Source organism: Streptomyces sp. NPDC127129, from assembly GCF_042671585.1.
In the GTDB taxonomy this organism is placed as follows: Bacteria; Actinomycetota; Actinomycetes; order Streptomycetales; family Streptomycetaceae; genus Streptomyces.
Genome location: NZ_JBHXTV010000012.1, coordinates 24,262 through 42,947 on the forward strand (window position 1 = coordinate 24,262; position 18,686 = coordinate 42,947).

An 18,686-nucleotide genomic window follows, 5' to 3' on the forward strand; every position below is an offset into this window, starting at 1 on the left:
TTCCGTCCACCGCACCAGCTTAATTACAGGGAGGCCCGCTGATAGAAGGGGCGCACCCGCTCCAGCATCCAGTCGCCCACCGGGTCCTGCGCGACGTCGAGCAGGATGAGATTGACGGGCCAGGCGACCTCGATCCGGCCGAGCGCGCGGCCCAGGGCGTCGAGCGGGGCGTTCCGGTCGATGCCGTCCCGGGCGACGAGCTCGACACCGACGAAGAGGGCCGGTTCCGTGCCCTCCACGCTGGCCAGGGCGCGGCGGGCGGAGAGGACGACGCCGGTGGCCTCGAACTCGGCGGCCGCGGCGGAGAGGAAGTCGACGGGGTCGTCCTGCCAGTCGGGCTCGAAGAGCCGGACCCGGCCACCGCTCGCGGGGCCGTCCAGCGGGGTGCGGCCGACCCGGCAGAGTTCGGCGACGGCGGGCGGCGGCAGCGGCGCGCCGACCGTGCCCCCGGGGTTCACGGCGATGCCGAGCTGCGGGGGCAGACCGCGGGCGAATTCACGGGCGGGCGCGACGGTGAAGGACATGTGGCTGCCGACGCAGGCGAGGAACTGCTGCTCGGAGCTGAAGACGGGGACGTACGGGAGCCCGTCGATCTCCAGCGTGGGCAGGTCGAGGTCCCGGCTCTCGGGGCTGCCGCCGTTGGGCAGTGGCACCCAGACGGGGCTCCGGCCGAGCACCTCCACGAGCCGGCCTCCGGCGGAGGCGTTGCCGAGCGAGGCCGCGAGGACCTCTTCGAGCTCGTTGCCCGGCCACGTAACGTCCACGGTTCCCGTATCCCCTTCTCGCGCGCCCTGGTCACGACGCCCTCGGGGCAGAACCCTAACGCCGCCCTGATGTCGTCGTGGCCAAAAGTACTCAGTGGGCGGCGCGGAAGGCGATCGTGCGCAGAGCGCCCGCGGCGTCCCGGTCGAGCAGGGTCGCCGAGGCGCAGCCGCGGGGCAGGCGGCCCGACTCGACGGAGCCGATCATCCGGCCGACGGCCCGGCGGTGGCGGGCGAAGGCGTACCCGGAGACCCCGCGGCCGCGCTCGCGCTGTCCCTCGCGGGCGGTGTCGGGGGTGACGTCGAGCAGGATCAGGTGCAGGGCACGGCCGCGGCGGCGGGCCTCGCGGGCCAGCCAGTTCCGCACCCAGGACTGGGTGCCGCAGTCGTGGACGACGACGCTCCGCCCGGAGCGCAGCGCCCGCCACAGCCCGGCGTAGTGGGCGATCCGGGCCAGGGGGCGGTAGACCGCGTACGGCAGGAAGCCGGGGAGCCGGGCCTCCCAGCGCTCGCGGGCGTCCTGGGAGTCGATGCCCAGGTCCTGGGCCGCGCGCCGCATCAGGGTCGACTTGCCGCTTCCGGGCAGCCCGGAGACGACCACGAGGTCCCCCGCGGCGAAGGCGAGCGTCCGGGGGCCCCGGCCGCCGCGCTCGCGCAGGTCCCGCAACAGGGGCGCGGCGAAGCGGCGCCTTCGCGTCCTGGCGCGGGCGCGCTGGGCCGGTATGCCCGTGCCCGTCGCGTATGCGCCGCTGTGCTGGAACGTCATCTTTTCTCCCCCTGTCGGGTGCCGGAGACCCCCTCCCCACAAAGTGTAAAGAAGGGGTAATGAGGCACAAGCGATTTGCCGATCGGACACCGCATGCAATGATGTGCGCGCCAAGCGCACACAACCGCATACCGGCCGCTCGAATCCGCGCGGGAGAGTCCCGGAACCACCACGGTGGGCCCCGGGCGCCGAAGGAGCAAGACCCTCCCTTGAATCTCTCAGGCCCCGTACCGCGTGGATGAGGCAGATCTGAAAAGCGGGACGCCCCCGGCGTTCCCACCCAAGGTGCAAGCCGAACTCTCGGAGACGAGATGCCCTCGGTGAACCTCTCAGGTTCCATGACAGATGGGGAGGACGTCCTCGCCCGTCATGTTTTCCGCCCTTGGGACCCGGGAGCCACCCATGAGCACGTCTGCCCCCCGTCTGACCGCCCTCGATGCCCTGCATCGCTCCCTGGGCGCGACCATGACCGACTTCGCCGGCTGGGACATGCCGCTGCGCTACGGCAGCGAGCGTGACGAGCACAACGCCGTCCGCACCAAGGCGGGCCTCTTCGACCTCTCCCACATGGGCGAGATCACCGTCACCGGCCCGCAGGCCGTCGAGCTCCTCGACTTCGCCCTGGTCGGCAACATCTCCACGGTCGGCGTGGGCCGCGCCCGCTACACGATGATCTGCCAGGAGGACGGCGGCATCCTCGACGACCTGATCGTGTACCGCCTGGGCGAGACCGAGTACATGGTCGTCGCCAACGCCTCCAACGCGCAGATCGTCCTCGACGCGCTGACCGGGCGCGCGGCCGGCTTCGACGCCGAGGTGCGCGACGACCGGGACGCGTACGCCCTGCTCGCCGTCCAGGGCCCGGAGTCCCCCGGCATCCTGAAGTCGCTCACCGACGCCGACCTGGACGGTCTGAAGTACTACGCCGGCCTCCCGGGCACGGTCGCCGGGGTCCCCGCGCTGATCGCCCGTACCGGCTACACCGGCGAGGACGGCTTCGAGCTGTTCCTGAAGCCGGAGCACGCCGAGGGCGTCTGGAAGGCCCTGACCGAGGCCGGAGCCCCGGTCGGCCTGATCCCGTGCGGCCTCTCCTGCCGTGACACGCTCCGCCTGGAGGCGGGCATGCCGCTGTACGGGCACGAGCTGACGACCTCGCTCACCCCGTTCGACGCGGGCCTCGGCCGGGTCGTGAAGTTCGAGAAGACGACCAACGAGGGTCGCTTCGTCGGCCGCGAGGCGCTGGAGAAGGCCGCCGAGCGCGCCGAGACCGCACCGCCGCGCAAGCTGGTCGGCCTGATCGCCGAGGGCCGCCGCGTCCCGCGCGCCGGCTTCTCCGTCGTCGCGGACGGTCAGGTCGTCGGCGAGGTCACCTCCGGTGCGCCGTCGCCCACGCTCGGAAAGCCGATCGCCATGGCGTACGTGGACGCGGCGCACGCCGAGCCCGGCACGCAGGGTGTAGGTGTGGACATCCGCGGCACCCACGAGCCGTACGAGGTCGTGGCGCTGCCCTTCTACAAGCGCCAGAAGTGACGCATCCGTCTCGCTCGGCGTCTCACCCCGCAAGACCCACGTTCATCAGCACTCGTCCGATCCAGGAGAATCAGGTCATGAGCAACCCCCAGCAGCTGCGCTACACCAAGGAGCACGAGTGGCTGTCGGCCGCCGAGGACGGCGTCGCGACGGTCGGCATCACGGAGTTCGCGGCCAACGCGCTCGGTGACGTCGTCTACGCCCAGCTCCCGGAGGTCGGCGACACGGTGACCGCGGGCGAGACCTGCGGCGAGCTGGAGTCGACCAAGTCCGTCAGCGACCTGTACTCCCCGGTCACCGGTGAGGTCGTGGCGGCCAACCAGGACGTGGTGGACGACCCGTCGCTGGTGAACACCGCTCCGTTCGAGGGTGGCTGGCTGTTCAAGGTGCGCGTCACCGGAGAGCCGGACGACCTGCTGACCGCCGACGCGTACGCCGAGTTCTCCGCCGGGAACTGAGACCCCTTAGGGATCGATTCATGTCTGTGCTGAACACCCCTCTCCACGAGCTGGACCCGGAAGTCGCCGCCACGGTCGACGCCGAGCTCCACCGCCAGCAGTCCACCCTCGAGATGATCGCCTCGGAGAACTTCGCTCCGCTGTCGGTCATGGAGGCCCAGGGCTCGGTCCTCACCAACAAGTACGCCGAGGGCTACCCGGGCCGCCGCTACTACGGCGGCTGTGAGCACGTCGACGTGGCCGAGCAGATCGCCATCGACCGGATCAAGGACCTGTTCGGCGCCGAGTACGCGAACGTCCAGCCGCACTCCGGCGCGTCCGCGAACCAGGCCGCGCTCTTCGCGATGGCCCAGCCCGGCGACACGATCCTCGGCCTGGACCTGGCCCACGGCGGTCACCTGACCCACGGCATGCGCCTGAACTTCTCGGGCAAGCAGTTCAACGTGGTCGCGTACCACGTGGACGACGCCGGCCTGGTCGACATGGCCGAGGTCGAGCGGCTGGCCAAGGAGCACCGCCCCAAGGTGATCATCGCGGGCTGGTCCGCCTACCCGCGTCAGCTGGACTTCGCCGAGTTCCGCCGGATCGCCGACGAGGTCGAGGCGTTCCTCTGGGTCGACATGGCCCACTTCGCGGGTCTGGTCGCGGCCGGTCTGCACCCGAACCCGGTCGAGTACGCGGACGTGGTGACCTCCACCACGCACAAGACCCTCGGCGGCCCGCGCGGCGGCGTCATCCTGGCGAAGCAGGCGTTCGCCAAGAAGATGAACTCCTCGGTCTTCCCCGGCTTCCAGGGCGGCCCGCTGGAGCACGTGATCGCGGCCAAGGCCGTCTCCTTCAAGATCGCGGCCTCGGAGGAGTTCAAGGAGCGCCAGCAGCGCACGCTGGACGGCGCCCGGATCCTCGCCGAGCGTCTGGTCCAGGACGACGTCACCGCGCACGGCGTCTCGGTCCTGTCCGGCGGCACGGACGTGCACCTGGTCCTGGTGGACCTGCGCAACTCCGAGCTGGACGGCCAGGTGGCCGAGGACCGCCTCCACGAGCTCGGCATCACCGTCAACCGGAACGCGATCCCGAACGACCCGCGTCCGCCGATGGTCACCTCGGGTCTGCGCATCGGTACGCCGGCGCTCGCGACCCGCGGCTTCGACGCCGAGGACTTCCGTGAGGTGGCCGACATCATCGCTGAGGCCCTGAAGCCCGGGTTCGACGCCGACGCGCTGAAGGCCCGGGTGACCGCACTCGCCCAGAAGCACCCGCTGTACCCCGGCCTGAAGTAATTTCGTACGCTTTAGTTCCCAAGCACGTCGTACGAAACTTCCGGGGCACCGCGCACACTGGACAGTGAGCGCGGTGCCCCACCCCCTTTTCCTGCTGTTCTGCACCACCCCGGCAGACAACGGCGTCTAGCCCCCCACAAGGAGTTCCCCGTGGCCATCTCGGTCTTCGACCTGTTCTCGATCGGCATCGGCCCGTCCAGCTCCCACACGGTGGGCCCGATGCGGGCGGCCCGGATGTTCGCCCGCCGGCTGAAGAACGAGGGGCTCCTCGCCCACACCGCGTCGATACGGGCCGAGCTGTACGGCTCGCTGGGCGCGACCGGCCACGGCCACGGCACGCCGAAGGCGGTCCTGCTGGGCCTGGAGGGCAACTCTCCGCGCACGGTCGACGTCGAGTCGGCGGACGACGAGGTCGAGCGGATCAAGTCGAGCGGCCGGATCAACCTGCTCGGGGCGCACGAGGTCCCCTTCGACTTCGACGAGGACCTGATCCTGCACCGCCGCAAGGCGCTGCCGTACCACGCCAACGGCATGACGATCTTCGCGTACGACGCCCAGGGCGCGCTCGTCCTGGAGAAGACGTACTACTCGGTCGGCGGCGGCTTCGTCGTGGACGAGGACGCGGTCGAGGGCGAGAGCCCGATCGTCCCGGACGACACGGTCCTGAAGTACCCCTTCCGTACGGGCGACGAGCTGCTGCGCCTGGCGAAGGAGACCGGTCTGTCGATCTCCGCGCTGATGCTGGAGAACGAGAAGGCCTGGCGCACCGAGGACGAGATCCGGGCGGGTCTGCTGGAGATCTGGCGGGTCATGCAGGCCTGCGTCTCGCGCGGCATGTCCCGCGAGGGCATCCTGCCCGGCGGCCTGAAGGTCCGCCGCCGCGCCGCGAACACGGCTCGCAAGCTGCGCTCCGAGGGCGACCCGGCGTCGCTGGCGATGGAGTGGATCACGCTCTACGCGATGGCCGTGAACGAGGAGAACGCGGCGGGCGGCCGCGTCGTCACCGCCCCGACGAACGGCGCGGCGGGCATCATTCCGGCGGTCCTGCACTACTACATGAACTTCGTGCCCGGAGCCGACGAGGACGGCGTGGTCCGCTTCCTCCTCGCGGCCGGCGCGGTCGGCATGCTCTTCAAGGAGAACGCCTCGATCTCCGGCGCCGAGGTCGGCTGCCAGGGCGAGGTCGGCTCGGCCTGCTCGATGGCGGCGGGCGCCCTCGCCGAGGTCATGGGCGGCAGCCCGGAGCAGGTCGAGAACGCGGCCGAGATCGGCATGGAGCACAACCTCGGCCTCACCTGCGACCCGGTCGGCGGCCTGGTCCAGATCCCGTGCATCGAGCGCAACGGCATGGCGGCGGTGAAGGCGGTCACGGCGGCGAAGATGGCCCTGCGGGGCGACGGCAGCCACATGGTCTCGCTCGACAAGGTCATCAAGACGATGAAGGAGACCGGCGCGGACATGTCGGTCAAGTACAAGGAGACCGCCCGCGGCGGTCTGGCGGTGAACATCATCGAGTGCTGAGCCTTCGGGCCGACCCGGTCGGCCCGGAAGCCGCGCATGCGGCGCGGGATCGTGGGCACCCGCTCGGGGACCCACTATCGCGGAGGTGTCGCCATGATCCCGCTGCTCATCGTGCTGGCCCTGGTCCTGATCCTCTTCGGAGTCGGGTTCGCGGCCGACGCGCTCTGGTTCGTCGCCATCGCCGTGCTGGTGCTGTGGTTGCTCGGGTTCTTCATGCGCAGCAGCGGGGCGCGTTGGTATCGCTGGTGATGCTCACCGGCGGACCGGACGGGCGGCGATTCGTTCGCCGCCCGTCCCGCTTCCGGTGGGTCAGGCCTTGTTGAGGTGCGCCCAGAACTCGTCCCAGGAGAGCTTGCCGTCGCCGTTGTCGTCGCGCTGCTTGATGAGCGCCTCGGCGACCGTCTCGGTGACGTTGAAGTCACCCAGCTGAGCCATGACGCTCTTGTACTCGGCGGCCGTGATGAGGCCGTCCCCGTCCACGTCGAACCGCTCGAACGCCGTGCGTGCCGACTCGATGTCCGCCACTGATTCCGCCCCTTCTCGATGCTTCGATGACGGGGGAAAGATTATCGGGCGGTCCGCCGGGTCCGGCCGCCGGGCCACTGGCGGATCGTGGGAGATCATGGGGGTATGAGCGACGACGTGGCACGGATCCTGGCGGCTGCGGCGCGGGGGCGGTTCCCGCCGCCGGACGGTACGACGACCGTCGTCCCGCCGCCGAACGACCGGGACGCCGGCGTCCTCGCCTTCACCGCGCACTCGGTCGTCTTCACGGACGCGGATCCCGCCTGGGTACGGGCGGAGCTGGCGGCTACCTCCAGTGACCCGCTGGCCGCCTCGATGAACCCGGGCTTCCTGCTCGCCCTGATGCGGCACACGGGCCGGCGGATGAACACCATCGACCTGCTGACGGTCGCCCCGGCGCTGCCCGGGGAGCCGGAGCTGTCGCTGCGGGAGATCGAGGACCCGGAGCACCCCCGGGTGGCGCGGGCGCTGAAGTTCCGCGACGACGTACGGGTGTGGGCGGCCGACGGCGGGGTGGTGATCCTGGGACGTGGCGTGGCCGGCCGCTGGGAGGCGGCGATCGAGGTCGACGAGGACGTCAGGCACCGCGGGATCGGCCGGGCGCTGGCCCTCGCCGCCCGGCATCTGACGCCGGGCGACGTGGTGTGGGCGCAGCAGTCCCCCGGCAACGCCCGCAGTGTCCGCGTCTTCCAGGCGGCGGGGTACCGTCCGGTGGCCTCCGAGGCCCTTCTGACGGCGGGCTGACGCTCGCGGCCGCCGGGGCCACCGGGGCCACCGGGGCCACCGGGGCCGCCAGGGTCAGCGGAAGACGCCCGTGTGGCCCAGGGAGTAGCGGCCGGGCTGGGGGTAGACGGCGAGGCCGTGGGGGCCGCCGCCGACCGGGATGCGGGCCAGCTGCTCACCGGTCGTGGTGTCGATCGCGTACACCTCGGAGTGGTAACGGCCGGACAGCCACAGCACCTTGCCGTCGGCGGAGACCCCGCCCATGTCCGGGGAGCCGCCGTTCGGCAGATGCCACTTCTTGGTCAGCTTGTTCTGGCCGAAGTCGAAGACCGAGATGGATCCCTCGCCGCGGTTGGGGATGTACATCTCCTTGGAGTCGCGGGAGATGTAGAGGCCGTGGGCGCCCTTGCCGGTCGGCATCAGCCGCGGTGTGGTGAACTTCTCGCCGTCCAGGACCCACATGCCGTGGGCCATCATGTCGGCGATGTAGAACGTCTTGCCGTCCGGGGAGATCTTCACGTCCTGCGGCATGGCGCCCTGCAGGGGCAGCTTCTGCTGGCCGATCACCTCCATCTTCGCCGTGTCGACCTTCAGGAGTTCGCCGGAGAACTCGCAGGAGACGACGAAGTACCGGCCGTCCGCGGAGAAGTCGGCGTGGTTGACGCCGTAGCAGGAGACCGGGACGGACTTCTTCCGCTCCATGGTGTGCGGGTCGCGGAAGACCAGCTCGCGGTCGAGGGAGGCCATGACGACGGCGTACTTCCCGTCGGGCGTGAAGTACAGGTTGTACGGGTCGTGGACCTCGACGGGCTTGCCCGCCACGCCGGTGGCCGGGTCGATCGGGGTGAGCGTGTGGCCGCGGTTGTTGTTGACCCAGAGGGTCTTCAGGTCCCAGGACGGGACGACGTGCTGGGGCTGGACGCCGACCGGGATGGTCTCGATGACCTTGTACGTCGCCGGGTCGATGACGGAGACCGTGTTGGAGTTGGTGTTGGGCACGTAGACCCGGGACGGGAAGTCCTTGACGACGGGCGAGAGCCTGCCCGGCCGGTCCGCCGCGTAGATGTCGTCCGGGTCGAGGACCGGAGGCATGCCGGGCAGTCCCGCCGGGGCGGCCTTCTTCGGCGGGGCGGGGACGGCGGCGGCCTCCTTCTTGGCACCGCCCCGGGGTTCGGGCCCCTCGTCGGCGATGCCGCATCCGGCGAGCGCGGCGAGCAGGGCGGCGGCGAGGAGGCTCTTCGTACGCGTGGTGAGAGGCAGCATCAGGTCAGCAGCTCCGTGGTCGTCACCGCGCGCAGGCCGCGGCGGTCGAGGTCGGCGAGGAGGGGCGGCAGCGCGGCGAGGGTGTCCGCGTAGCCGAGGTGCAGGCTCACCACGGAGCCGGCCCGGATCTGTCCGGTGACGGTGCGGACGACGGCCGGTCCGCCGGGCGAGGTGTGGTCGAGGGAGTCGACGTCGTACGAGAGGACGTGCGGGTAGCCGGCGCGGGCGGCCGCGCGCAGGACGGTCTCGGAGGCGTGGCGGGTCCGGGAGGGCCGGAACCAGGTGCCGACGGAGCCGGTGAGGCGGCGCAGCCGGGTGGCACAGGCGGCGATCTCGGCGTACGCCTCCGCCTCGGTCATCGCGTTGACGTCGAGGTGGTGCTGGGTGTGGTTGCCGAGGTCGTGACCGCCGTCGAGGATCCGGCGGGCGATCTCGGGGTACCGGTCGAGCCATTCCCCGACGGCGAGGACCGTGACCCGGGCACCGCCCTTCTCGGCCTCGGCGAGCACGGCGCGGGCGAGGGCGGGGTCTCCCGCGCCGTGGAAGGTGAGGGCGACCCGGGGGCGGTCGCGGGGGCCGCTCTCGATCTCGGCGGGGCGGCCGGCGAACCGGCGGGGGGCCGGTGCGGCGGGCTTCGCGGCGGGGTCGGGGCCGCGCGGCGCGGGGCGTCGCGGCGGCGGGCCGGTCTCCGTGCCGCAGGCGGTGGTGAGGGCTCCCGCGAGGGCGGCCGCCGCACCGGCCCGCAGTGCGGCGCGACGGTCGGTGAGGGTCACGCGCCCATTAAAAGGGTGAGATGCCCGAAAAATAACGATTGGGCCAATTCAGGACGTTTGCAGGCCTCCGTCGGGCGTCCGACATGCGGACGCGGCGAGGAAACACCCGATGAACACCATACTTATTCACCATTTATAAGGGTGGTGCTCCACGTCACCAACGATTCATCGGTAAACTATGCCGGTATGACCGAATTTGACCCTATAGGGACTTTTGGCGACAAGGCCCGCTGTCTGCCATAGTCGGAGCCACGACCCCCATTGACCCGGGCCAGGTCGTCTTCACGGCCGTGGATTACACCCCCCCGATCCACGGCCGTCTCACGGAAGCCCCCAGGCGCCCCACAGCGGCGAACGGGGGCTTCTGTGCATCCGGAGCCAGGCGGATGCCGACGCCGGATGCCGACACCGGAGCGAGGGTCAGCGGTCGGAGACCCGCATCTCGAACCAGGTGGTCTTGCCGCGCGGCTGCAGATCCACACCCCAGCGGTCGGAGAGCTTGTCGACGAGGAAGAGCCCGCGGCCGCTGATGTCCATCTCCTGGACCGGCATCAGACAGGGCAGACCGCGCGAGGGGTCACGGACCTCGATGCGGATCCAGCCGCGGCGGCGCAGCAGCCGCAGGGCGAAGACGCGCGCCCCGGTGTGGCGCACGGCGTTGCCGACGAGTTCCGAGACGAGTAAAACCGCGTGCTCCGCGATCTGCGGGGTCAGCGCCCACTGACGCAGCACGACGCACTGGGTGAGCCGGCGGGCCACCGCGGCGGACTCGGGACGGGACGGCAGCCGGACGTCATCCTCGGCCGGATTCCCGTACAACTCCAGTGCCTTGAGGGCCTGTTCGTCCTCGACGGCCGGTACCCACCGCGCGGCGGTCGCACCGCTGTGCTGCCGCGGTTGTTCCACACCCTCCAGGCCCGCCATGCCCCCATCATGGCCGGGCGGACGAGGCCGCGTGGGCGTTCCGGAGGAATCGATACCACCGGAATCAACAATTCCGCGAAATTCCTCCGGCATATGCCAGAGGCGGGCGAAGGTACTCGCGAGTACGTGAGGAACGCACCCGGGAGACCGTCGCCCGCCGCCACCGGTCAGACGAACTTGGCCTTGCCCGGGCCCTCCTCGACGAAGCTCCGCATCCCGCGCTCCCGGTCCTCGGTCGCGAACAGGCCCGCGAACCAGGTGCGCTCGATCGCGAGGCCGGTGTCGATGTCGGCCTCCAGGCCCTGGTCGATCGCCTCCTTCGCGGCGCGCAGGGCGATGGCCGGACCCTGGGCGAGCTTCGCGGCCCAGGCGTGCGCCTGCTCGTACACCTCGGCCGCGGGGACGACCCGGTCGACCAGACCGAGCGACAGGGCCTCGTCCGCCTTGACCATCCGGCCGGTGAAGATGAGGTCCTTGGCCTTGGAGGGGCCGATGAGCCGGGAGAGCCGCTGGGTGCCGCCGGCGCCCGGGATCAGACCGAGCAGGATCTCGGGCTGGCCGAGCTTGGCGTTGTCGGCGGCGATCCGGTAGTCGGCGCAGAGCGTCAGTTCGCAGCCGCCGCCCAGGGCGTAGCCGGTGATCGCGGCGACGACGGGCTTGGGGATCCGGGCGATCGCGGTGAAGGAGTCCTGGAGCGCGCGCGACCGCTTGACCATGGCCGCGTGGTCCATGACCTGCATCTCCTTGATGTCCGCGCCGGCCGCGAACACCTTCTCGCCGCCGTACAGGATCACGGCCCGCACGTCGTCGCGGTCGGTCACCTCCTCGGCAAGCTCGCGCAGCCGGTCCTGGACGGCGATGTCGAGGGCGTTCATCGGAGGGCGGTCGAGGCGGATCGTGCCGACGCCTTCGGCGACTTCGAGGTTCACAGTCATAGCGGCAGGTTAGCCGCCGTTAACGACGAGGGACCCGGTGCTGTTGCTCACAGCACCGGGTCCCTCGCAGTGACAGGCTCGGAGGCCCTACTTGATCCACTCCGACCAGGACATGTTCCAGCCGTTCAGGCCGTTGTCCGGGGCGATCTGCTTGTCCTTCGAGTTCTTCACGACCACCACGTCGCCGATGAGCGAGCGGTCGTAGAACCAGGCCGCCGGGGTGCTGCTGTCCCCCGCGCCGCGCGCGTCGCGCAGACCGACGCAGCCGTGGCTGACGTTGGAGGAGCCGAAGGTGCCCGACGAGGCCCAGTAGTTGCCGTGGACGAACGTGCCCGAGGTGGACAGACGCATCGCGTGCGGCACGTCCTTGATGTCGTACTCACCGCCGAAGCCGACGGTGGCGCCGTTCATCCGGGTCACCTTGTACTTCTCGCTGATGACCATCTGACCGTTGTACGTGGTCGTGGACGGCGCGCCCGCGGTGATCGGGATCGTCTTGATGATCTTGCCGTCGCGCTCGACCTTCATGGTCTTGGCGCTGGCGTCGACCGTGGAGACCTGGCGGCGGCCGATGGTGAAGGAGACCTTCTTCTTCTGCTTGCCGTAGACGCCGGGGCGGCCCTCGACGCCGTCGAGGTTGAGCTCGACGGTCACCTTGGTGCCGGCGGCCCAGTAGTTCTCCGGTCGGAAGTCGAGGCGGTCGTTGCCGAACCAGTGGCCCTCGACCTGCACGGCGGGCGTCGCGGTGACCTTGATGGCCTTCTCCACGGCCTCAGGGTCGGTGATGCCCCGGGTGAAGCGGATGGAGACCGGCATGCCCACGCCGACGGTCGAGCCGTCCTCGGGCGTGTAGTGGCCGATGAAGGTGTTCTTCGGGACGAGCGTGGTGAAGGTGGTGTCCTTGGCCGACTCACGGCCCTCGCTGTCCTGCGCGACCGCGTGGACCTTGTACTCGGTACCGGCGGCGAGGTGGCCGACGGGCTGCCAGCTGGCGCCGTCCGCCGCCATCTTGCCCTCGACCTCGGCGCCCTTGCTGTCGGCGACCGTGACGGTCGTCAGCTTGCCCTGTTCGGCCGTCACCTTCAGCACCCCGCTGGTGGCGACCGAGTCGGCGCCGTCCTTCGGAGCGATCGTGACGACCGCCTTCGACGCGGCGATCTCCTGCTTGCCGCCCTGCGCCGGATCCTGTCCGCCCTTGCCCCCGTCGGCCGGGTCCCCGCCCCCGCACGCCGTCAGGACCAGGAGCAACGCCCCCGCAGCCAGGGCCTGCAGACGCGCGCCCCCGCGTCGCCGTCCGCGCCCCACCCCGGCCGATATCGGCTGCCCGTTCAAAATGGTCGTCTCCCCTCGCACGGCCTGGTCTCACCACGGCCTGCACCCCCGCGCGCATCCATCGCACGCACGGCGATAGATAATCACACCGCAGGACACGAAAGTTCCACGTGAATGTCACCGTTCAGTCCCAGTTGCACCAGGAACCGTGCACGTGGGACCGGTCGGCGAGGGGCTGACGGGCTCAGCGCAGAGCGGAACCCTCCGTCCACTCGTCCCACTCCATGTTCCAGCCTCCGAGGCCGTTGTCGGGAGCGACCTTTCGGTCACGGGAGTTGACCACCTCGACGACGTCGCCGATGAGCGTACGGTCGAAGAACCAGCCCGCCGGGGAGTCCGGGCTGCCGCCCTTGTCGTCCCGCAGGCCGACGCAGCCGTGGCTCACGTTGGCCGAGCCGAAGGTGGAGGGGTCGGCCCAGTAGTTGCCGTGCAGGAACGTTCCGGAGCTGGTGAGGCGCATCGCGTGCGGCACGTCCTTGATGTCGTACTCGCCGCCGAAGCCGACCGTCCTGCCGTCCATCCGCGTCACGTCGAAGAGCTCCGTGACGACCATCTTCCCGTTGTACGTCGTCGTCTTGGGCGCCCCGGCCGTGATGGGCACGGTCGCGAGCAGCGCGCCGTCCCGGTGGACCTTCATCGTGTGCTCGGCCGCGTCGACCACCGAGACCTGGGAGCGCCCGACCGTGAACCCGACCGTCTTGCTCTGGATGCCGTACACGCCCGGCGCGCCCTCGATGTCGCGCAGCGCCAGCTCGACGGTCACCTTGGTGCCGGGCCGCCAGTACTCCTCGGGGCGGAAGTCGAGCCGCTCCTTGCCGAACCAGTGGCCGACCACCTCGACCGGCGGGTCGGAGGTGACCTTGATGGCCCGTTCGACGGCGTCGCGGTTCTCGATGGCCCGGTTGAAGCCGATCGAGACGATCATGCCGGTGCCGACCGTGGAACGGTTCTCCGGCTTGAAGTAGCCGATGAAGCGGCGCTCGGGGACGACGGTGGTGAACGTCGAGTGCCGGGCGGAGCGCCGCCCGTGCGCGTCGAGCGCCACGGCGTCCACGCTGTACTTGGCGGCCAGGGCGAGCCTGGAGTCCGCCTTGGGCCGCCAGCGCAGCCCGTCCTCGCTGATCTCGCCGGGCACCTGGACCCGCTGCGCGTCCTCGACCCGGACGACGGTGACCCGCTCCAGACGGCCGCTGTCGACCTTCACCTCGATGGGCCCCTCGGCCGGCACGCCCCTGCTGCCGTCCTCCGGACTGATCCGGATGACGTCGCCCGGTGCCCGCGCCTTCCCGGGCAGCGGCAGGTCGATACCTCCCCCACCGCCACCACCGCCGCCCTCGCCCGTGCCGGTGCACCCGGCCAGGCCCGCCATCAGTGCCGCCACCGCGAGGGCGTGGCCCGCCCGCTTCCATACAAGTGTCACGCTCAGCCCAACGACGGCCACCCTCCAGGGGAAACGTGCGTGCGGGTCATGTTGGGAGTACGGCGGTACGGGCAGAACAGGTGGGAGGCCCCGTGCGGGGAGCCGCGGCCGGGACGCCGCGGTACCCGTGCCGCGCGAGGCCCGACGAGCCGCGGGAGGCCGACAGGTGTCGAGCGCAGCCGAGCAGGAGGCGGTACGGGACGGAGTGGGGCTCCCGCCTGCCCCGGAGCAGGCCCGGCCGGTGGTGTGGCCGGGCGCTCCCACGCCGTTGGGGGCGCGCTGCCGGGTCGGACCGGACGGCGTGGCGGGGACCAACTTCGCGCTGTGGGCCGGCGGGGCGGAGGCCGTCGAGCTCTGCCTCTTCGACGCCTCCGGGGCGGAGAGCCGGCTCCCGCTGACCGAGCTGACCCATGAGATCTGGCACGGCTTCGTGCCCGGGGTGGGTGCCGGGCAGCGGTACGGGTTCCGGGTGCACGGCCGCTGGGACCCGTGGACGGGCGCCCGCTGGAATCCGGCGAAGCTGCTCCTCGACCCGTACGCACGGGCCGTGGACGGAGACTTCGTCCTGCCGCCGGAGGTGTACGGGCACGTGCGGGACTGGCCTCAGCAGCACGTGGCCGACACCGTGCGGGACGGCCGGGACTCCGCCCCGCACGTACCGAAGGGTGTCGTCGTCCTGGACGACGACGACTGGTCGGACGACCGCAGGCCGAAGACGCCCTGGCCGGACTCGGTCATCTACGAACTGCACGTGAAGGGCTTCACCCGGCTCCATCCGGGCATCCCCGAGGAACTGCGCGGCACCTACGCCGGCCTCGCGCATCCGGCGGCCCTGGACCATCTCGTCCGGCTCGGGGTGACGGCCGTGGAGCTGCTCCCCGTGCACCAGTTCGCGCACGAGGACCATCTGCTGCTGCGGGGGCTGCGGAACTACTGGGGCTACAACTCCATCGGCTACTTCGCCCCGCACGCCGGCTACTCCTCCTCGGGGACCACCGGGCAGCAGGTCGGCGAGTTCAAGCGGATGGTGCGGGCGCTCCACGCGGCCGGCATCGAGGTCATCCTCGACGTCGTCTACAACCACACGGCCGAGGCGGGTGAACTGGGGCCGACCCTGTCGCTCAAGGGCATCGACAACCGGGGCTACTACCGGCTCCAGTCCGACGCCCGCCGGTACGCCGACTACACGGGCTGCGGCAACACCCTGCACGTGGTGCAGCCTCAGGTGCTGCGGCTGATCACGGACTCGCTGCGGTACTGGGTGACGGAGATGGGCGTCGACGGCTTCCGCTTCGACCTGGCGGCGGCGCTCGCCCGCTCGATGCACGACGTCGACATGCTCTCCCCCTTTTTGGCGGTCATCGCCCAGGACCCGGTGCTGCGGCGGGTCAAGCTCATCGCCGAGCCGTGGGACGTCGGCAACGGCGGCTACCAGGTCGGCGCGTTCCCCCCGCTGTGGACGGAGTGGAACGACCGCTACCGCGACGCGGTGCGGGACTTCTGGCGCGGCGCGCTGCCCGACGTACGGGATCTGGGCTACCGGCTGTCGGGCTCCAGCGACCTGTACGCGTGGGGCGGGCGGCGGCCGTACGCCTCGGTCAACTTCGTCACGGCCCACGACGGCTTCACGCTGCGGGACCTCGTCACGTACGAACGGAAGCACAACGAGGCCAACGGGGAGGGCAACCGGGACGGCACGAACGACAACCGGGCCTGGAACTGCGGGGCGGAGGGCGAGAGCGACGATCCGGAGGTGGGTGGGCTGCGGCTGCGGCAGCTGCGCAACCTGCTGACGACGCTGCTGCTGTCGACCGGGGTGCCGATGCTGGTCGCGGGCGACGAGATGGGGCGCACGCAGGGCGGCAACAACAACGCGTACTGCCAGGACAACGAGACGAGCTGGCTGGACTGGTCGCTGCCCGAGGACCCGGGGCGGGCCGGGCTGCTGGCCCTGACCCGGCGGCTGCTCGCGCTGCGCCACCACCATCCGGTGCTGCGCCGCCGCGCGTTCTTCTCGGGTCGGCCGCAGGGCGCGGACGGGCTGCGGGACCTGGCGTGGTTCACGTCGGACGGCACGGAGATGACGGAGGCCGACTGGTACGCGCCCGCGGCGACCCTGGGCCTCTATCTCTCCGGCCGCGACATCCCGGGCCGTGACGAGCGCGGCGCGCAGGTCACCGACGACAGCTTCCTCGCGATCCTGCACGCGGGGTCCCGTCCGGTGGAGTACCGGCTGCCGGGACCACCGTGGGCGGAGTCGTACGAACTGGTCCTGGACACCGCCCTGGAGGACCAGTCACGGCCCCCAGGGACGGTCCACGCGGGCGGGACGACGGTGACGGTGGGGGCGCGGTCGGTGTGGCTGCTGAGGGTCGGGGGGTGAGGGGGCGGGCGCGCCCTGTCAGCCGCGGCCCAGAATGCCCCGGTCGTACCCGACCGCGACCGCGGCCGCCCGGTCCTTGACCCCCAGCTTGGCGTAGATGTGCGTCAGATGGGTCTTCACCGTCGCCTCGCTGATGAAGAGTTCGGCGGCGAGGGCGCGGTTGGAGGTCCCCCTGGCGACGAGTTCGAGGACTTCGCGTTCGCGGGCGGAGAGCGTCTCCTCGGCGGGGGCCGCAGGGGTGCGGACGCGCGAGACGAGCCGGGAGGCGACGGCCGGGGAGAGGACGGTACGGCCCTCGGCGGCGGCCCGGACCGCGGCGAACAGCTCCTCGCGGGGCGCGTCCTTGAGGAGGTAGCCGGTGGCGCCCGCCTCGATCGCGGGGAGGGTGTCCGTGTCGGTGTCGTACGTGGTGAGGACGAGGACCCGGGAGCGGGCGCCGCGCCGGGTCAGCTCGGCGATGGCGTCGACGCCGTTGCCGCCGGGCATCCGCAGGTCCATGAGGACGACGTCCGGGTCGAGGCGCAGGGCGAGTTCGACGGCCTGGACGCCGTCGGCCGCCTCGCCGAGGACGTCGAAGCCGGGCTCGCCGACGGCGGGCGCGGTGAACATGCCACGCAGGCCGTCGCGTACGACGGGGTGGTCGTCGACGATCAGCAGGGTGATGCTCGTACGGTCAGCCATGGTGCACCAACGGTACGCGGGCGGAGATCGCCGTGCCCTCGCCGGGCGCCGCCTCCACGGTGACGCAGCCGGCGAGGCGTTCGGCCCGGGAGCGCATGCCGTCGAGACCGAAGCCGCCGCTGCCGTCGGCGGTGGCGGAGCGGGCGGGGACGCGCGAGGGGTCGAAGCCGTGCCCGTCGTCCCGTACGTCGAGGGTGATCTCGTCGCCCATGTACGAGAGGGTGACGCCGGCCCGTGAGGCGCCGGAGTGGCGCTCGGCGTTGGCGAGGGCCTCCTGGGCGATCCGCAGCAGCGTGGCGGAGACCTCGTCGTGGAGGGGTTCGTGCGTACCGGTGACGGTGAACCGGGCTGCGATGCCCGTGCGTTCGGACCAGGTGGCGACGGTCTTCTCCAGCGCCTCGGGGAGGCTGTCGTGCTCCAGGGCGACCGGGCTCAGGTTCTGCACGGAGCGGCGCGCCTCGCCGAGGCTGTGCCGGGCGAGGTCGGCGGCGCGCTGGACGTGGACGCGCGCGATGCCGGGGTCGGGGGTGACGGTGACGACCTGGAGCTGGGCGATGATGCCGGTCAGTCCCTGGGCGATGGTGTCGTGGATCTCGGCGGCGAGGCGGCGCCGTTCGTCGGCGACTCCCGCCTCCCGGGCCTGGAGCAGGAGTTGGGCCTGCAGGGCGGCGTTCTCGGAGAGGGCCTCCTGCAGCCGGGCGTTGGTGCGGGCGAGCTCGGTGATGGTGGCGGCACGCTCGGCGGCCTTCTCGGCCTCCTTCGTACCGAGGTGGGAGAAGACCATGGCGAGGCAGGCGTTGAGGGCGAAGAGGCCGCCGAAGGCGAACCAGTTGACGAGCGCCGCGGGCGGCAGACCGCCGGACTGCGCGCCCGCCATGATGACGGCGGTGCACAGGAGTCCGGCGCGGGCGAGGCGGCGGGGCAGGAGCTGCGGGGCGTCGAAGAAGCCGATGCAGGCGTAGACCGAGAAGAACGGGTTGAGCCAGGTGAGCACGAACGCGAGGGCGGTACGCAGGACGAAGTAGCAGAGGGACGCGGGGCCGGGGGCGCCGGGGATGAGCTGGGCCGTGGAGTCGTCGGCGCCGACGCCGGCAGGGGCGGGCGTGGCCGAGGCGGGGGTGGCCGAGGCGGGGGTGGCCGAGGCGGCGGTCGGGAGCGTGGTCCCGTGCGCGACCGCGCGGCGCCGGAGGAACTCCCATCCCGCCTGGAGGACGAGGGCGGCGACGACCAGGACGGCGGCGGCGACCGGCTCCGAACCGTCCATGATCAGGTCGGCGGCCCCGGCGGCGAGGACCGTGGCGAGGGCGAGCAGACCGTAGGGACCCCAGCGGAAGAACTGCTGCCAGCGTTCCTCGACCGTCGTCGCCTTCGCCGTCGCCGCCGCCTTCGCCGCCGTCATCGTCTCCCCCAT

The 18,686-nt window shown here is 71.4% G+C and carries 18 protein-coding genes and 1 riboswitch; of the genes, 7 read left to right on the forward strand and 11 right to left on the reverse strand.

All coding sequences use genetic code 11. The features are described from left to right. Positions 1 to 23: 23 nt before the first annotated feature. Together ACFVGW_RS23000 and ACFVGW_RS23005 are read right to left on the reverse strand one after the other, a co-directional pair. Entirely contained in the window at positions 24 to 764 is a 741-nt protein-coding gene (locus tag ACFVGW_RS23000; RefSeq protein ID WP_352189557.1) for an enhanced serine sensitivity protein SseB, read from the reverse strand. A gap of 91 nt (positions 765 to 855) precedes the next feature. Next, entirely contained in the window at positions 856 to 1,527 is a 672-nt protein-coding gene (locus tag ACFVGW_RS23005; protein ID WP_385853295.1) for an AAA family ATPase, read from the reverse strand. 140 nt (positions 1,528 to 1,667) lie between these two features. Next, positions 1,668 to 1,770, forward strand: a riboswitch (glycine riboswitch). Between the two features lie 159 nt (positions 1,771 to 1,929). On the opposite strand from ACFVGW_RS23005, the gene gcvT reads away from it, so the two are divergent. From gcvT to ACFVGW_RS23030, 5 genes are all read left to right on the forward strand, one after another. Continuing rightward, positions 1,930 to 3,057, forward strand: coding sequence for a glycine cleavage system aminomethyltransferase GcvT (gcvT, locus tag ACFVGW_RS23010; protein ID WP_385853296.1), 1,128 nt, complete (start codon positions 1,930 to 1,932; stop codon positions 3,055 to 3,057). Between the two features lie 77 nt (positions 3,058 to 3,134). After that, positions 3,135 to 3,515, forward strand: a complete 381-nt coding sequence (gene gcvH, locus ACFVGW_RS23015; protein WP_260227860.1) for a glycine cleavage system protein GcvH — start codon at positions 3,135 to 3,137, stop codon at positions 3,513 to 3,515. A 20-nt stretch (positions 3,516 to 3,535) separates the two neighbouring features. Then, on the forward strand, positions 3,536 to 4,795 hold the full coding sequence (gene glyA / locus ACFVGW_RS23020; RefSeq protein ID WP_383222122.1) for a serine hydroxymethyltransferase: 1,260 nt from the start codon (positions 3,536 to 3,538) through the stop codon (positions 4,793 to 4,795). A gap of 150 nt (positions 4,796 to 4,945) precedes the next feature. Continuing rightward, positions 4,946 to 6,316, forward strand: coding sequence for an L-serine ammonia-lyase (locus ACFVGW_RS23025; RefSeq protein WP_385853297.1), 1,371 nt, complete (start codon positions 4,946 to 4,948; stop codon positions 6,314 to 6,316). Positions 6,317 to 6,409: 93 nt separating this feature from the next. Further along, positions 6,410 to 6,565, forward strand: coding sequence for a hydrophobic protein (locus ACFVGW_RS23030; RefSeq protein WP_385853424.1), 156 nt, complete (start codon positions 6,410 to 6,412; stop codon positions 6,563 to 6,565). A 60-nt stretch (positions 6,566 to 6,625) separates the two neighbouring features. On the opposite strand, the gene ACFVGW_RS23035 is transcribed toward ACFVGW_RS23030, so the two are convergent. Then, entirely contained in the window at positions 6,626 to 6,841 is a 216-nt protein-coding gene (locus tag ACFVGW_RS23035; RefSeq protein WP_352189563.1) for an EF-hand domain-containing protein, read from the reverse strand. 105 nt (positions 6,842 to 6,946) lie between these two features. Here ACFVGW_RS23035 and ACFVGW_RS23040 point away from each other — a divergent pair, with 105 nt between their 5' ends. Continuing rightward, a complete protein-coding gene (locus ACFVGW_RS23040) occupies positions 6,947 to 7,585 on the forward strand; it encodes a GNAT family N-acetyltransferase (protein ID WP_385853298.1) in 639 nt (212 codons plus the stop codon). Positions 7,586 to 7,639: 54 nt separating this feature from the next. On the opposite strand, the gene ACFVGW_RS23045 is transcribed toward ACFVGW_RS23040, so the two are convergent. The 6 genes from ACFVGW_RS23045 to ACFVGW_RS23070 all read right to left on the reverse strand — a co-directional run bounded on the left by ACFVGW_RS23045 (position 7,640) and on the right by ACFVGW_RS23070 (position 14,160). Continuing rightward, positions 7,640 to 8,827, reverse strand: coding sequence for a hypothetical protein (locus ACFVGW_RS23045; RefSeq protein ID WP_385853299.1), 1,188 nt, complete (start codon positions 8,825 to 8,827; stop codon positions 7,640 to 7,642). Further along, positions 8,827 to 9,600 carry a polysaccharide deacetylase family protein gene (locus tag ACFVGW_RS23050; protein ID WP_385853300.1) on the reverse strand — a complete coding sequence of 258 codons (774 nt, stop codon included), beginning with the start codon at positions 9,598 to 9,600 and terminating at the stop codon, positions 8,827 to 8,829. Before ACFVGW_RS23050 ends, ACFVGW_RS23045 begins: the two co-directional genes overlap by 1 nt. 420 nt (positions 9,601 to 10,020) lie before the next feature. After that, positions 10,021 to 10,524: an ATP-binding protein gene (locus ACFVGW_RS23055; protein WP_352189567.1), complete on the reverse strand. Its 504-nt coding sequence runs from the start codon at positions 10,522 to 10,524 to the stop codon at positions 10,021 to 10,023. Positions 10,525 to 10,691: 167 nt separating this feature from the next. Continuing rightward, positions 10,692 to 11,459: an enoyl-CoA hydratase/isomerase family protein gene (locus tag ACFVGW_RS23060; RefSeq protein ID WP_385853301.1), complete on the reverse strand. Its 768-nt coding sequence runs from the start codon at positions 11,457 to 11,459 to the stop codon at positions 10,692 to 10,694. An 87-nt stretch (positions 11,460 to 11,546) separates the two neighbouring features. Next, positions 11,547 to 12,791, reverse strand: coding sequence for an Ig-like domain-containing protein (locus tag ACFVGW_RS23065; protein ID WP_352189569.1), 1,245 nt, complete (start codon positions 12,789 to 12,791; stop codon positions 11,547 to 11,549). 184 nt (positions 12,792 to 12,975) lie between these two features. Next, complete coding sequence (locus ACFVGW_RS23070) at positions 12,976 to 14,160, reverse strand: Ig-like domain-containing protein (RefSeq protein WP_385853425.1); 1,185 nt, start codon at positions 14,158 to 14,160, stop codon at positions 12,976 to 12,978. A gap of 217 nt (positions 14,161 to 14,377) precedes the next feature. Here ACFVGW_RS23070 and glgX point away from each other — a divergent pair, with 217 nt between their 5' ends. Continuing rightward, positions 14,378 to 16,594 carry a glycogen debranching protein GlgX gene (glgX, locus tag ACFVGW_RS23075; RefSeq protein WP_385853302.1) on the forward strand — a complete coding sequence of 739 codons (2,217 nt, stop codon included), beginning with the start codon at positions 14,378 to 14,380 and terminating at the stop codon, positions 16,592 to 16,594. 18 nt (positions 16,595 to 16,612) lie between these two features. Here glgX and ACFVGW_RS23080 read toward each other — a convergent pair whose 3' ends face one another. Both ACFVGW_RS23080 and ACFVGW_RS23085 read right to left on the reverse strand, forming a co-directional pair. After that, the gene (locus ACFVGW_RS23080; protein WP_385853303.1) at positions 16,613 to 17,275 is read right to left on the reverse strand and encodes a response regulator; all 663 of its coding nucleotides are present in this window, start codon (positions 17,273 to 17,275) and stop codon (positions 16,613 to 16,615) included. Further along, entirely contained in the window at positions 17,268 to 18,686 is a 1,419-nt protein-coding gene (locus tag ACFVGW_RS23085; RefSeq protein ID WP_385853304.1) for a sensor histidine kinase, read from the reverse strand. Before ACFVGW_RS23085 ends, ACFVGW_RS23080 begins: the two co-directional genes overlap by 8 nt.